This window comes from Nocardiopsis deserti (assembly GCF_008638355.1).
Taxonomy (GTDB): domain Bacteria; phylum Actinomycetota; class Actinomycetes; order Streptosporangiales; family Streptosporangiaceae; genus Nocardiopsis; species Nocardiopsis alborubida.
The window spans coordinates 77,295-90,519 of sequence record NZ_VWVS01000013.1; the positions used below are offsets into that span (position 1 = coordinate 77,295).

Annotated in this window: 12 protein-coding genes; 6 read left to right on the forward strand and 6 right to left on the reverse strand. The window is 73.1% G+C overall.

The window, feature by feature from the left end; translation table 11 throughout:
- Positions 1 to 9: 9 nt before the first annotated feature.
- Positions 10 to 315, reverse strand: a complete 306-nt coding sequence (locus FYW99_RS17200; RefSeq protein ID WP_150253048.1) for a hypothetical protein — start codon at positions 313 to 315, stop codon at positions 10 to 12.
- A 286-nt stretch (positions 316 to 601) separates the two neighbouring features.
- Between FYW99_RS17200 and FYW99_RS17205 the strand changes: the two genes are divergently transcribed.
- Positions 602 to 2,416, forward strand: a complete 1,815-nt coding sequence (locus FYW99_RS17205) for an SPFH domain-containing protein (RefSeq protein ID WP_150253266.1) — start codon at positions 602 to 604, stop codon at positions 2,414 to 2,416.
- Positions 2,417 to 3,892 (forward strand): SPFH domain-containing protein, encoded by a 1,476-nt coding sequence (locus FYW99_RS17210; protein WP_150253049.1) that lies wholly within the window; start codon positions 2,417 to 2,419, stop codon positions 3,890 to 3,892.
- A gap of 101 nt (positions 3,893 to 3,993) precedes the next feature.
- On the opposite strand, the gene FYW99_RS17215 is transcribed toward FYW99_RS17210, so the two are convergent.
- The 3 genes from FYW99_RS17215 to FYW99_RS17225 form a co-directional block, all read right to left on the reverse strand.
- Complete coding sequence (locus FYW99_RS17215; RefSeq protein ID WP_013154335.1) at positions 3,994 to 4,185, reverse strand: hypothetical protein; 192 nt, start codon at positions 4,183 to 4,185, stop codon at positions 3,994 to 3,996.
- A gap of 211 nt (positions 4,186 to 4,396) precedes the next feature.
- Positions 4,397 to 5,053 (reverse strand): hypothetical protein, encoded by a 657-nt coding sequence (locus FYW99_RS17220; RefSeq protein WP_150253050.1) that lies wholly within the window; start codon positions 5,051 to 5,053, stop codon positions 4,397 to 4,399.
- A gap of 77 nt (positions 5,054 to 5,130) precedes the next feature.
- On the reverse strand, positions 5,131 to 5,703 hold the full coding sequence (locus FYW99_RS17225) for a DoxX family protein (protein WP_150253051.1): 573 nt from the start codon (positions 5,701 to 5,703) through the stop codon (positions 5,131 to 5,133).
- A gap of 326 nt (positions 5,704 to 6,029) precedes the next feature.
- Between FYW99_RS17225 and FYW99_RS17230 the strand changes: the two genes are divergently transcribed.
- The 4 genes from FYW99_RS17230 to FYW99_RS17245 all read left to right on the forward strand — a co-directional run bounded on the left by FYW99_RS17230 (position 6,030) and on the right by FYW99_RS17245 (position 11,014).
- Complete coding sequence (locus FYW99_RS17230) at positions 6,030 to 6,728, forward strand: ribonuclease HII (RefSeq protein ID WP_150253052.1); 699 nt, start codon at positions 6,030 to 6,032, stop codon at positions 6,726 to 6,728.
- Between the two features lie 186 nt (positions 6,729 to 6,914).
- Positions 6,915 to 9,386: an AAA family ATPase gene (locus FYW99_RS17235; RefSeq protein WP_150253053.1), complete on the forward strand. Its 2,472-nt coding sequence runs from the start codon at positions 6,915 to 6,917 to the stop codon at positions 9,384 to 9,386.
- Positions 9,387 to 9,428: 42 nt separating this feature from the next.
- Positions 9,429 to 10,163, forward strand: a complete 735-nt coding sequence (locus tag FYW99_RS17240; protein WP_150253054.1) for a nucleotidyltransferase family protein — start codon at positions 9,429 to 9,431, stop codon at positions 10,161 to 10,163.
- 53 nt (positions 10,164 to 10,216) lie between these two features.
- The gene (locus tag FYW99_RS17245; protein WP_150253055.1) at positions 10,217 to 11,014 is read left to right on the forward strand and encodes a tyrosine-protein phosphatase; all 798 of its coding nucleotides are present in this window, start codon (positions 10,217 to 10,219) and stop codon (positions 11,012 to 11,014) included.
- A gap of 55 nt (positions 11,015 to 11,069) precedes the next feature.
- Here FYW99_RS17245 and FYW99_RS17250 read toward each other — a convergent pair whose 3' ends face one another.
- Together FYW99_RS17250 and FYW99_RS17255 are read right to left on the reverse strand one after the other, a co-directional pair.
- A complete protein-coding gene (locus tag FYW99_RS17250; protein ID WP_150253267.1) occupies positions 11,070 to 12,686 on the reverse strand; it encodes a hypothetical protein in 1,617 nt (538 codons plus the stop codon).
- Positions 12,687 to 12,885: 199 nt separating this feature from the next.
- The gene (locus FYW99_RS17255; protein WP_017565293.1) at positions 12,886 to 13,173 is read right to left on the reverse strand and encodes a hypothetical protein; all 288 of its coding nucleotides are present in this window, start codon (positions 13,171 to 13,173) and stop codon (positions 12,886 to 12,888) included.
- Between the last annotated feature and the right edge of the window lie 52 nt (positions 13,174 to 13,225).

Here is a 13,225-nt window from a genome sequence, read left to right on the forward strand (position 1 = left end):
GGTCCCGTGTCAGCCGCGGTCGCAGTCCCCCGAGGCGGCCGCGACCGCGGCGGTCGCGGCGGTCACCCCCAGCACGGCGGGCCAGGCGCCGACCTTCTTCGCCAGCGGGTGGGACAGCCCGAACGCGCCCACGTACACGCCGGTGAGCGCGACCGCCGTGCCCACCCCCGAGCGGCGGCGCCAGGTCTCGAAGGCCGCGGCGCCGAACGCGGCCAGCACGGCTCCGCCCAGCGGGCGGCTGCCCGTCGCGCGGGCCACCGTGTAGCCGCCGATCAGGCCCGCGGTGGTCAGGACGGAGCTGGGTACTGCGGGCATCGGTGGTGTCCCCTCTCGCTGCGGCCGGAGCCGGTGGCTGCGTGCGCCAACGACGTTATCCGCCGCCCGGCGGCGGTGCCATCCGGCCCTCGCGGGCCGGATCCGCGGGGGACGTCCCCGTCACGTTCCGGTTTGCAGCCCTGGGTTCCGGACGCGTCCCATGACAGGGTTGGTGTTGTCCGCTACGGCCCCTCCGGTCACGGAACAGGCTCCCACCTGGAACCGGACCGCGGTACGCGACGTCGTAGCCGATAGTTCCCGACCTCCGACCAAGGAGCCCATGCCTATGTCGTTCGCGCAGACCGTGCGCGGCGCGGCCGGTGCCGTCGCCCAGGGGGGCGATCCGCGCCAGGCGGTGTCCGACGCGCTGCAACAGGCCACCGAGGGCGGTGGCCTCGACCCCCGGGACTTCGTCGCCGCCCGTGAACAGGGTGACTCCGTCGGCACCCGCATCGAGCAGAAGAGCACCTCCCTCAACAACGCGGGCGAGGCGATCAACCGCAGCTACTACGAGCGCGGCGACGGCGGACCGATCCACGTCATCTGTCCCATGGTCATCCCCCGCGGGCGCACCTTCGTGACGATGCTCCCGGCCATCGCGCTGGTGGCCCTCGGTGTGGTGGGCGCCGTCCTCGTCCTGGTCCCCCAGGCCGTCGCCGGTGGAAACCCCCTGGTCAACCCCGTCTTCGGTATCCACTACTGGTTGATCACCATCGCGGTGGCCGTGTTCATGTGGTGGCGCCAGGGCATGGTGATGGTGCCGGAGGGCTGCGAGGCCATCGTCACCCGCTTCGGCAAGATGGAGAACGTCTTCAAGGCCGGGCGGGTCACGCTCTTCAACCCCTGGAAGCGCGTCTCCTACATCGTCAACACCACCCGCGAGTACCCCTTCAACGCGCCGATCCGCTCGGCGCCCACCAAGAGCGGTGTGCAGGCCTCCATAGACCTGTTCGTGCAGTTCCGGATCGTCAACGCCACCGACTTCGTCTACACGCTGGGCGGCGTGAACGGATTCCAGGAGAAGCTGAACAACGCGATCAGCGAGACCACCCGGAGCCTCATCTACGAGCAGCAGGCCTCGGCCATCTACGACATGGTCGGCGACAACACCCAGAGCCTGGTGGAGCAGCTCAACCGCCAGTTCAGCGGGATCGTGGAGCTGACCAGCGCCAACATCACCCACGCCGAGCCCTCCAACCAGGAGTACCGGATGGACCTGGCGGCGCCGGAGATGGTCCGCGTCGCCAAGGACGCCTACACCTTCGAGTACGAGCTCCAACTGCGCAAGGAGCAGAACGAGGGTGACCTGAACAAGGAGCTGGCGACCCTCAACGAGACCCTGTCCGCGATCCAGGCCGACATCGCCCAGTACCAGGCGCAGATGGACACCGCCCTGGAACGCGAGACCAACCGGGCCCGCTCCCTGGCCCACCAGCGCTTCGTCGAGGCCGAGTCCGAGGCCAACGCCAACGCGGCCCTGTTGCAGGCCCAGGCCCTGGACATCCGCGCGGTCAGCGCCGCCGACGCCCCCGAGATCCTCAACTACCGCTTCCGCGAGACCCTTCTGGACAAGCTGGAGGGGGTCGCCGACAGCCTCCCGCAGGTCCTGCGGATCGGGTCGGGCGACTCCGCCAGCGTCGACTACCTGCGCATCGCGCAGGAGATCATCGGCCAGGCCGACACCGCCCTGTTCTCGCAGGAGGACATGGAGGCCATCCGCTCCCGCCTCGGTGCCATCCGGGGCCGTATCGCCGAGCGCGAGCAGGAGATCAGCGCGCTGGTCCGGGACGCCGACGGCCCCAGGGCCGAGCGGGGCCGGGGCGAGGACCCGGGGGAGGAGCTGGTGGAGGAGATCCGCCAGTCCGTCTCCGAGCAGGCCATCGACGAGCGCATGTCCGAGGCACCCCAGGCGCCTCAAGCAACACAGGAGTCCCAGGAGACGCATGGTCGGCACGAGGCCACGCGGGAGCAGGACCCCGCCCGGCCGCCGGTCGACGCGCCGCCCCCCTCCGACGCCACCCAGCGGTTCCCCGAGGACCCGCCCCCGCCGCCGTGGTCGCGCGGCACCCAGGGCTTCGGCCCCGACGAGGGAGGTCAGTAGATGAGCCAGTCAGTGAACGCCGGCGGCGGTTCCAGCATCAAGGAGTCCCTCGCCTCCTGGGGCGACCTGGCCGGTCTGCTGCGCGGCGGCGACCAGGGCGCGATCGTCCCCGTGGTCATCCCGCGCGACAACCGCGGCCTGCGGTGGACCGTTCTGGTCTGGTTCGGCCTGTTCGCCCTGTGCTCGGCGCTGATGATGGCCCTCAACGCCTCGGCGGGCGGGTTCGGCTTCGGGATCGCCTACGTCGTGCTGGCCGTGCCGACCCTGATCGTCGGTCTCCTCAGCATCGTCGTGGCGGGTCTGTGGTGGTGGCGCAGCTCGATCGTCGAGATCGAGGAGGGCACGCACGGCATCCTCACCAAGTACGGCGCGATCGTGAAGCCGATCGGCCCGGGCCGCCACTACCTGTGGCACCCGTGGTCGCGGGTGGACTTCGTGGTGGACACCCGCACGGAGATCCCCTACACGGCGCCGGTCCTGGCCTGTCCCACGAGGGAGAACGTGCCGCTGAAGTCGATCGAGTTCTTCCTCAAGTTCCAGATCACCGACCCGATCCGGTTCGTGACGATCATCGGCGCGAGCAACTTCGACCTCGTGCTCTCCAGCGCGGTGCAGGACGCCATCCGCCAGCGCAGCCGCCTGGTCAACACCGAGTCCGCCTACGACCTGCGCGGTTCCAACGTCGAGGACATGCGCCGCCTGCTCAACGGGCAGCTGGAGAAGTACGGTGTGCGGATCACCGGCTGCAACATCCCCGACGTGCAGCTGCCCAGCCAGTACCAGCAGCACCTGTCCACCCGGGAGCGGGTGGCCAAGGAGCTGGTGGCCTACGAGCAGGAGTGGGAGCTGACGCGCAAGCGCCGGATCGACACCCTGCTGATGGACATCGAGCGCTCGAAGAAGACCCGTGACGCCAAGATCGTCGAGGTCAACGCCTCCCTCAACAAGGCGCGCAAGGACGTGGCGCAGATGCTGGAGGAGCAGGAGACCGAGGCGCAGCGGGTGCGCTACGAGATCGAGACGCGCGGGCGCGCCGACCTGGTGGCCGCCGAGAACGAGGCGAAGGCGCAGGAGCGCCTGGCCACGGCCTACCGGGACAACCGGGCCGTGCTGGAGTACGAGCTGGCCCGCCGCCGTCTGGACGTGGGCGCCACCCTGGCCGGGCGCGCCCCGCGCCCGGTGGTGGTGCAGACCGAGGCCGGTGCGGGGGACGGTTCGGCGCTGTCGACGCTGCTGACCGCGCAGCTGCTGCCCCAGGTGATGGACGGCCGGGGTTCGCGGGCGCCGCTGGGCGGCTCGGGCGGCTCCGGCGGCTCGGGTGGGGCCAGGGAGGTCCTGGACTCCGCTCAGGGCGCGCTCTCCGTGGCCGCCGAGCGCCAGCAGCAGATGGCCGACGAGTACCAGCGCCAGCAGGGCGCCGCGATGCGCGAGCAGTTCGAGCGCGGTGAGGGGTACGGCGGGCAGAGGCGCCGCTAGCCCCGACGGCTCCGCCCCGCGGCCGGACCGCTGGGCGGGACCGGGGACGAGATGAGGACCCGCGACCGGGAGCGGTCGCGGGTCCTTCCTCCGTCCTGGGCTCAGGCGACGGGGGAGAGGGAGGAGTAGCCACCGGCGATGTCGATCCCGTTCCGCGCGGCGATCTCGACCAGGTCCTCGACCTCGCCCGCCTGTGCGCTGGCCAGGTCGTCGTCGCCGAGCGCGTGGGCGCGGCGCAGCGCGGTGATCGAGTCGTGGATGCGCACGTGGAGGGTGAGCGCGAACTCGCGCATGGTGCCTCTTCTCAGGGTTGGCGGCGCTGCCGGAGAGGGAGGACCTGCGGCTCTCCCCCGGGGGGTTGCGTCCCTGTGTACCCGGCGAGGGTGAGAGCAGGGTTGGAGGGGGACAAGGACCGGCAAGGTGAGGGTGAAAACGCGGCCGCCCGCCGCGCGGTGGCGCGGCGGGCGGTGGCGCGGCGGGCGGATCACGGGTGCGTGGGCGCGGTCAGTGGTTGACCCAGACGTACCAGTCGCCCGACACGTGCTCGTAGATCCTGGAGCCCTGCCCGGGGACGAAGACGCCCTCGGGGATCTGCTCGGCGCTGTGGGCCAGACCGGAGGGGCTGAACAGCCCTGATCCCTCAACGGCGTAGTGGGTGACGCCCTCGTACGCCGAGACGCTGCGCAGCGAGTACAGCCCCACCCGTTCGCCGTTGAGCGGGATGGAGGTGCGGCCGTCGGTGTCCTCGCGCAGCGAGAGCAGCTGGTCGGCGGAGGCGCTGATCCGGCTCTGGAGCGGGACGTCGGCCACGGCCAGGCCGATCGCGGCGGCGGCGATCACCGGAGCGGACACCCAGCGCAGCCAGTAGTGGCGGATCATCGGGCGGGCCACCGCCAGGGCGATGCCCAGGCGCAGCGCGCCCATCCCGGCGAGCAGCAGGCCGCCCACCAGGGCGGCGAAGAACGTGGGCAGGTGTCCGCCGGGGACGCTGTCCTCGAAGAGCAGGACCAGGCCGACCACGCCGCAGGCGGGGATGTAGAGCCGGCCGGGCGGACGGGAGGCCCAGCTGATCAGGCGCTGGCCGAGCGTCGGCTTCTCCGCGATCTCGATCAGCTTGGCCAGGGACCTGTCAGGGGCCGGGCCGGAAGCTGCGGCGGACATGGCGTTCCCCCCACCGAATCCGTGTCATGGGGACGCGGACCCGGAGCGAACGGGAAGAGGGGCCGCAGGGGGCCGCGTCACAGTCGATACGGCCGCCGAAGCACGGCCTGTTCCACAGGATAGAGCAGTGGCGGGGCGTGTTCGGGGAGACGCGGGGAAACGCCGCCGTCTTTCCCGCGGATTCCGGACGGCCGACGGCGGTGTTTCCGGTGCCGCACGTTGACGCGTGGCGAGAGGACGAGGTGGTCCCAGGACCAGCGTCCGCCGCTCACCGCCATCAGCACGCACACCGCCGTGACCAGTGACGTCGTGCCCCACGAGGAGAAGGGCGCCAGATCGGGGGCGCCCGCCGCGAGGGCGCCGAGCACGGCCGCGGCGGCGAGCAGGGGACCCGTCAGCCATGTGAGCAGGCCCACGGCGAAGGCGATCGAGAGCGCCACGAGCAGGGCGGGCAGCGCCCCCGCGGCCGGGGACAGCGCGCCCAACCCGGCCGCGGCGAGGTGCTCGGCCACCGCGGCCTCCCGGTCGCGCAGCGCGAGCCCGTACTCGGTGAACATCCATCCGACGCCCACCCGGACGAGGGCGGCGGCGACGTCGTGGAGGCGTCTCCGGGAGATCCGTGGCCGCGGATACGGCCTGGCGCGCTGCATGTCCATTCCTCCCGGCGGCCGGCGGTCCTGACAAGCGGAAACTACACAAGGTGATGGCCTGTAACCTCTTGTGGTGGTCGGCGAGTCGCGCAAAAGGGCGCGTGCGAGGACTTCTCGTCCGGGATCGGCTCCGGGCGCGCGGGTTCCGGGGCCGCGGTCCGCGCCCTTCGCGTGCCGGGCCGTGTGCCGGTGCGCTGGCGGCCCCGACGGCGGCCCGAGCGGCCTGAGGCCTTCCCCGCGAGGCCCTCCCCCCTGGGGGGCGGGGTCCCGCGCGCGGACGCCCTGCCCCGCACGGCGTCCGCGCGGCACACCCTAAGGTGGATACTGTGCCGACCACATCCACGCCCGCCCCGCCGCCCGCCGCACCCACCTACGAGCTGGAGGACGAACTCCGCTCCTCCGGCGCGCGGGTGGTCGCCGGAGTGGACGAGGTGGGCCGCGGCGCCTGGGCCGGGCCGCTCCTGGTCTGCGCCGCCGTCCCCGGTGAGGGCGCCCCGCCCTCCGGGCTGACCGACTCCAAGCGCCTGTCCCCCAGACGCCGTCGGGAGATCGCCGACCAGCTGCGACCCTGGGTCGCCGACCACGCCTTCGGCTGGTCCTCCCCCGAGGAGATCGACGAGGTCGGCATGACCGAGGCGCTGCACCGGGCCTCCCGCCGCGCCCTGGACGCGCTCTCCCCGCGGCCCGACGCCGTCATCCTCGACGGCAGGCACGACTTCATCGGCCGCCCCTGGCGGGTGCGCACCTGCGTCAAGGGCGACCTGGCCTGCGTCAGCGTCGCCGCCGCCGCGATCCTGGCCAAGGTCCACCGCGACGCCCTCATGGCCGACCTGGCCGCCGACCACCCGGGCTACGGGTTCGAGCGGGCCGCCGGGTACCCCTCGCCCGTGCACCGCGCCGCCCTGGCCGAGTCCGGACCCACCCCGCACCACCGCATGAGTTGGGCCTACCTCGACGACCTGCCCCGATGGAAGCACCTGCGCAGGGTCCGCCCCGCTTCCGGCGGGCAGCTCCCCCTGCTGTGAGCACCGGACCCGCGGGCCCCGGGCCGCCCCCGGCCAGGGGGCACGACACGCGGTCCCGCACTGGACATCCGCCCCACTTGGGGCAAGGCTGTGGCTGTGGACGTCGGCCCCCCGACGCCCCCCGCCCCGACCCCCGCCGGTCAGGAGAGCCGACCGCCACGGACCCCCACGCAGGAAGGTGCATGGATGACGCGTGAGATGCGCTCCACCGCCGCCGCGGAGCCGGGACGCGCCTCGGGACTCGACCGCCTGCGCGCCCTCTACCACCGGATCCCCCTCGGCCGACGGCTCGTGTCCGCCCTGGTCCTGCTGACCGTGGTCGCCGTCGTCGCGTTCGTCACGGGCACATCCGTCTTCGGCGCGGTCACCGCGGCCCTGGTCCTGCTGACGGTCCTGGCCGCCCTCATGCGCTCCGTCGACGCCTTCGCCACCGTCATGGTGTGCGTGCTCTGGCTCGCGGTGTCCGTCCCCCTCTTCCAGATCCCCCTCACCGGCGAACCCGTCACGCTGCTGGTCCTGCCCCTGCCCCTGCTGGTGGTCCTGGCCGCCGGGCGGGCGCGCGAGTTCCCCGTCTGGCACACCACCGTGCTCTCGCTGACCGCCGGGCTCATCGCCGGGTTCTCCCTGGCCCTGGTCGGACTGGTCGTCGAGCCCTTCCCCGCCTCCTGGGGGATCATCCTGCTCTACGCCGCCGCGGGCGCCTGCCTGCTGTGGCGGCTGTCGGCCTCCCGCCAGATCCACCGGGAGAGCGAGGCCAACCGGCGCGAGACCGCCAAGTCCATGCCCGTGTCGCGCCGCAACGGCGGTTCGGGCCCTTCGCCCGCAGCCGGGGGCCAGGACGGCGCCGAGGGCCGCACCCGGCCGCTGCGCGGGCGCACCGGCGCCGGCTCGCGCGGAGCCTCCGCCGCGGCCACCGACGACGAGCCCGTCCCGGTCGACCAGGCCCTGGCCGAACTGGAGGACATGGTCGGTCTCGACCCGGTCAAACAGCAGGTGCGCGGGATCGCCGCCTCCATCGAGGCGGCCCGCCTGCGCGCCGACGCGGGCTTCCCCGTCGAGCGGCCCCTGCGCCACCTGGTCTTCTCCGGCCCGCCCGGTACCGGCAAGACCAGCGTCGCCCGCACCCTGGCCACCATCTTCCACTCCTTCGGGCTGCTGCCCACCTCCCGCGTGGTCGAGGCCCAGCGCGCCGACCTCGTGGGGGAGTACCTGGGCGCGACCGCCATCAGGACCAACGAGCTCATCGACCGGGCGCTGGGCGGCGTGCTGTTCGTGGACGAGGCCTACTCCCTGGTCAACGAGGGCGACGGCCAGGCCGACCGGTTCGGCAACGAGGCCGTGCAGACCCTGCTCAAGCGAGCCGAGGACGACCGCGACCAACTCGTCGTCGTCCTTGCCGGGTACGAGAAGGAGATGGACGCCTTCCTGGCCTCCAACCCCGGTCTGGCCTCGCGCTTCGCCACCCGCATCAGCTTTCCCAGCTACAGCGCCGACGAGCTGTTCCGCATCGCCGAGTCCCTCGTCCACCAGCGCGGCGACACCCTCGACGACGGAGCCGCCCAGGCGCTGCGGCGAAGGTTCGACCAGGTGGTCCAGCGCGAGGTGGTCGACGAGCTCGGCAACGGCCGCTTCGCCCGCTCGGTGGTCGAGAAGGCCGCCCAGGCCCGCGACGTGCGCGTGGTCACCGCCGGGGTGGACGGCGCGGAGCCCGCGCCCCGCCCCGAGGCCGAGGACCTCATCACCGTCCGGGCCTCGGACGTGGAGGCCGCCCACCGGGAACTGACCTCCCGCCTGCCCGGTTTCGGCGAGGCGCCCGGCATCGGGGAGGCGCTGGCCGAACTGGACGCCATGATCGGCCTGGAGCCGGTCAAGGAGCAGGTCCGCTCCATCGTGGCCCAGCTGCGGGTGGCCAAGCTCCGTGAGGAGCAGGGGCTGCTCAACCAGGCGCCCATGCGGCACTTCGTGTTCTCCGGCCCGCCCGGCACCGGCAAGACCACCGTCGCCCGGGTGCTCGGCCGGGTCTTCGCGGCGCTGGGCCTGCTCGGCCGCGCCGACGTGGTCGAGGCCCAGCGCGCCGACCTGGTCGGCGAGCACCTGGGCGCCACGGCGGTCAAGACCAACCGGCTCGTGGACCGCGCGCTGGGCGGCGTGCTGTTCGTCGACGAGGCCTACTCCCTGGTCAACCCCGGTTACAGCGGCGGTGACGCCTTCGGCTCCGAGGCCATCCAGACCCTGCTCAAGCGGGCCGAGGACGACCGTTCCCGGCTCGTGGTCGTGCTCGCGGGCTACCCGGCGGAGATGGAGCGCTTCCTGGCCTCCAACGCCGGACTGTCCTCGCGGTTCAACGTGCGGGTGCGCTTCCCCTCCTACACCGCCGACGAGCTCACCGAGATCGCCGAGGCGGTGGCCGCCCGCACCGGCGACGCCTTCGACGACACCGCGCGCGAGGACCTGCGCAGCATCTTCGCGCACGTGTGCGAGGCCGGGTGGATCGACGAGCTCGGCAACGGCCGCTTCGCCCGCTCCCTGTTCGAGAAGGCGTGCTCCCACCGCGACCTGCGCGTGTCCCAGGAGCTGGGCGAGGCCGCGACCGCCGCCGAACTCACCGTGCTGACCAGCGTCGACGTCCGCAAGGCCTACGCCGAGGCGACGCAGTAGACCAGAGGGGACGCGCACAGGCGTGCTGCTAGTGTCCGGATCATGACCGCTGCACCCACTTCCTCCTCCGCGCCCCCCGTCACCCAGGCGCTCATCCTCGCCGGTGGCCAGGCCACCCGGCTGCGGCCCTACACCGACACCCGCCCCAAGGCGATGGTGGAGGTGGCCGGACGGCCCATCATCGACTACCAGCTGGAGTGGCTCACGGGTCACGGCGTCGAACACGTCGTGGTCTCCTGCGGCTACAAGGCCGAGGTCCTGCGCGAGTACCTGGAGGGCCGCGAGGGCGGCCCGCGGGTCACGCTCCTGGTCGAGGACGAGCCGCTCGGCCGCGGCGGAGCCCTGCGCTTCGCCTCCACCGGCCTGCACGACCCGGACGCCCCCTACTTCGCGCTCAACGGCGACGTGCTCACCTGGTTCCCCCTGGACGAGATGACCGCCCACCACCGGGAGCGGGGCGGCCTGGCCACCCTGGCCCTGGCCCAGTTCCGCACGACCTGGGGCATCGTGGACGTGGACGACCAGGACCGGATCGAGGGGTTCACCCAGAGCCCGCTGCTGCCGGTGTGGATCAACGCCGGGGTGTACCTGTTCGAGCCGGGCATCACCCCGCTGCTGCCGACCAAGGGCGACCACGAGTCCTCCACCTTCCCCGACCTGGCCAAGGAGGGGCGTCTGGCCGCCTACCGCATCGACGGTTTCTGGCGCGGAGTGGACACCGCCAAGGACGTCAAGGAGGCGGGGGAGCAGATCACCGCCATGCGCGGGGGCGCCTGACCCCGGGCCCGGCCGGGGGAGGGCGGACGTCGGCTGACGGGGCGCCGGGGAGGGTGGGTATCGTCACCAGGGTGACGAACGACGGTTTCCTCCTCTCCAGCGCCCCCAACTTCCGCGACCTCGGCGGGCACCGTACGGCCTCGGGCCGCACGGTCCGCCGCGGACTCGTGTACCGCTCCGACGCCCTGCACGCGATCGCCGCGGACGAGCTGCCGGTCTACAACGGCCTGGGCATCCGCCAGCTCGTCGACCTGCGCACCCCGCACGAGCGCGAGACCCTGCCCGACGTCGTCCCCGAGGGCGCCGAGTACGCGGTCGTGGCTGTGCAGGACCCCGAGGCGGCCGGAGCCAACTTCTCCCTGGCCCTCGCCGATCCCGAGAAGGCCCGCCTCATGTTCGCCGACGGCGCCGCCGACCGCTTCATGCACGGCGTCTACCGGGAGCTCGTGACCGACGCCGAGGCGCTCACCGGGTACCGCGAGCTGGTCGAGCGGGTGGCCCGGGGACCGGCCTCCCTGGTCTTCCACTGCAGCGCGGGCAAGGACCGCACCGGCTGGGGCGCCGCCCTGCTGCTCGGCCTGCTGGGCGTGGAGCGCGAGACCGTGGTCGCCGACTACCTGGCCAGCAACGAGCGCCAGGCCAACACCGACGAGTGGATGCGCAGGCTCGCCCGGCACAGCGCCCTGACCTGGGAGGAGGTCGTCCCCATGACACGGGTGCGCGCCGAGTACCTGGAGACCGCCTTCGCCCACGTGGACGAGGTCCACGGCTCCTTCGACGCCTACGTCACCGAGGGCCTCAAGCTCTCCGACGCCACCGTCGAGCAGCTGCGCGAGCGCATGCTGGAGTAGGGCGGTTCGGGCGTCGGGCGGCACAGGCGGAGCGCGGCCCCGGGGTGGGCGCCGCCTACAGCGCGTCCAGGCGGCGGCGCAGGTCGCTCTCGCCCGAGGCGGAGTCCAGCACCTCGCCCAGCGCGGCCAGCACGCTGGGCCGGTCCACGCCGCGGTCCAGCATCCGGCGCGCCGCCGCCCACAGGTTCGCGGGCCTGCCGTGCCACAGCCGTCGGGCCAGGCGCTCGTGCCGGTCCAGCTCCCGCTCCCGCTCGGGGTCGTCGCCGGTCACCGGCCGGTACCACCGGTCCTGTCCGCTGGAGTGGCGGCCGCTGTGCGGTGTGGCCGCCTCGTACTCGCCGTAGTGGTCCAACCGCAGCAGCGCCCTTCGGCCCCGGGCCGTGTCCGGGTCGAACTCCTCCGGCGCCCACGTCACCAGCTCGCTCGCCAGCAGCGGGAACGCGAACATCCGCCGCGCCAGCGACGCGAAGTCGCCGTCCGGCATCAGCCGCCGCACCGCCTCCTGTCGCAGCCCCAGCGGGCGCGCCGGATCGCGGTAGGTGCGGGTGAACTCCGAGGTGGACTCCCACACCGCGTCCAGCGCCGCGCCCACCGCCACCTCCGGCAGCCCGCCGCGTCCGCCCGCCCAGCGCACCCACGCCGCCAGCACGTGCGGCATGGCCTCCTGCTCCTCGGGCAGCAGCACGACCCGGCCGGGCAGCCAGTGCAGCAGGAAGGACTCCACCTTGCGCGGACTGACGCGCATCGGCCGACCGCCGTCCACGTCGCAGCCGTGCGCGATGATGTGGTCGGCGCAGCGGCTCGCCGCGTAGGAGTCGGAGAGCTCGGCGGCCTCGTCCGAGGCCAGGAAGCGCGCGGCCAGCACCGCTCGCCGGTCGCGCCGCCACACCGGGGCGGGGAAGGGGTCCACCCCCTCGGGAGGTGCGGGCAGGGACCGCACCCGCGCGTTGGCCAGCGCGAAGTGCGCGGCCAGCGACCCCCCGGTCAGGTCGGAGACCTTCAGCCCCACCGGCTCCACGAGTGCTCCCGAGGCCCGGTCGGCCGACGCGCCAGCCACCACCTGCTCCGTGCGCTCCAGGGCCCGCGACAGCAGGGCGCGAGCCTCGGTCAGCTCCACCTGCGTGAACCGGGCGAACTCGTCCGTCTCGGCCCTGGCCCGGCAGCCCTCCAGCAGCTGTTCGACCTTGGTGGTCACCCAGGCGTCCCGCAGCACGCCGCCGCCGTTGTGGTCCAGCACCAGGATCAGCGCGTGCTCGGGCGGCAGCGACCCCGGGTGGCCGGGGCGGTCGCCGTCGCGGCTGAACACGCACACGAAGTCCTCGGTGTCGCCGAACTGGTCGGTGCTGACGTAGACGGCCACCGGCGTGACCACGCCGAGCTGGGAGGCCCACACCGGCACCTGGAGGCCGCGCTCGCGGAGCGCGATCATCCCCTGTTCGGCCAGGCTCCGCTGCTCGGACGAGGTGCCCAGGGCGGTGACCGCCGCGAGCACGCCCAGCCCCGCGGGCTTGCCGGAGGCGGTGGCGTGCGCGACCAGGCCCTCACCGAGCAGCCTCTCCACGTCCACGCCGGGGACCCGCTCCCCCCACCAGGTGCCGAGCAGCTCGCTGAAGGCCAGCTCGGCGTCGAGGGGGTGGCGCATGGCCAGCAGAGCTCTGGCGGCGCGCAGCATCTCGTCGAAGACGGCGCGGGGAACCGGTTCGGAACCTGGGGACGGAGACATCGGGGAGGGCACCACCCGAGCGTATGCCAGCCCCGGGTGTGCGCTCTTCCGTTCCCGCGAACCGGCGGCGGCGCCCCGGCGGGGCCGGGTACGACCGGGGGTCGGCTCCTCCCGGGGGAGGTAGCAACCCTCGCGGTGGCCGCCGCGTTCAGCGCGGTCTCGGTAGGCCCCGGTGGCCGCCGAACAGGCCCGCGGCCGACCTGCGCGCCGACTTCCTGGCTGGTGGGGAGGGCGGCACGGAGTTCACCATCGCCTCCAGGTGCTCGCGGGCGACCCGCTCGACCAGGTGTGGCGTGACCGTGATGCCCAGGTGTTCGACGCAGTTCCAGGTGTCGCTGACGCAGCGTTCGACACATCGGTGGGACAGGGCACTGAACTCGTCGTGGAGCCGTGCCGAGATCCGACTGAGATCCTGGACCGGGAAGGTCTGGAGCATTCTCGCTCACACCCCTAGCTGAAGATGGCCTGGACGGTGACCTCCACCCATT

Coding starts and splice junctions, on each gene's coding strand:
- FYW99_RS17205 (WP_150253266.1), top strand. CDS start 602: ATGTCGTTCGCGCAGACCGTGCGCGGCGCGGCCGGTGCCGTCGCCCAG.
- FYW99_RS17235 (WP_150253053.1), top strand. CDS start 6,915: ATGACGCGTGAGATGCGCTCCACCGCCGCCGCGGAGCCGGGACGCGCC.
- FYW99_RS17200 (WP_150253048.1), bottom strand. CDS start 315: ATGCCCGCAGTACCCAGCTCCGTCCTGACCACCGCGGGCCTGATCGGC.
- FYW99_RS17220 (WP_150253050.1), bottom strand. CDS start 5,053: ATGTCCGCCGCAGCTTCCGGCCCGGCCCCTGACAGGTCCCTGGCCAAG.
- FYW99_RS17250 (WP_150253267.1), bottom strand. CDS start 12,686: ATGCTGCGCGCCGCCAGAGCTCTGCTGGCCATGCGCCACCCCCTCGAC.
- FYW99_RS17215 (WP_013154335.1), bottom strand. CDS start 4,185: ATGCGCGAGTTCGCGCTCACCCTCCACGTGCGCATCCACGACTCGATC.
- FYW99_RS17240 (WP_150253054.1), top strand. CDS start 9,429: ATGACCGCTGCACCCACTTCCTCCTCCGCGCCCCCCGTCACCCAGGCG.
- FYW99_RS17255 (WP_017565293.1), bottom strand. CDS start 13,173: ATGCTCCAGACCTTCCCGGTCCAGGATCTCAGTCGGATCTCGGCACGG.
- FYW99_RS17225 (WP_150253051.1), bottom strand. CDS start 5,703: ATGCAGCGCGCCAGGCCGTATCCGCGGCCACGGATCTCCCGGAGACGC.
- FYW99_RS17210 (WP_150253049.1), top strand. CDS start 2,417: ATGAGCCAGTCAGTGAACGCCGGCGGCGGTTCCAGCATCAAGGAGTCC.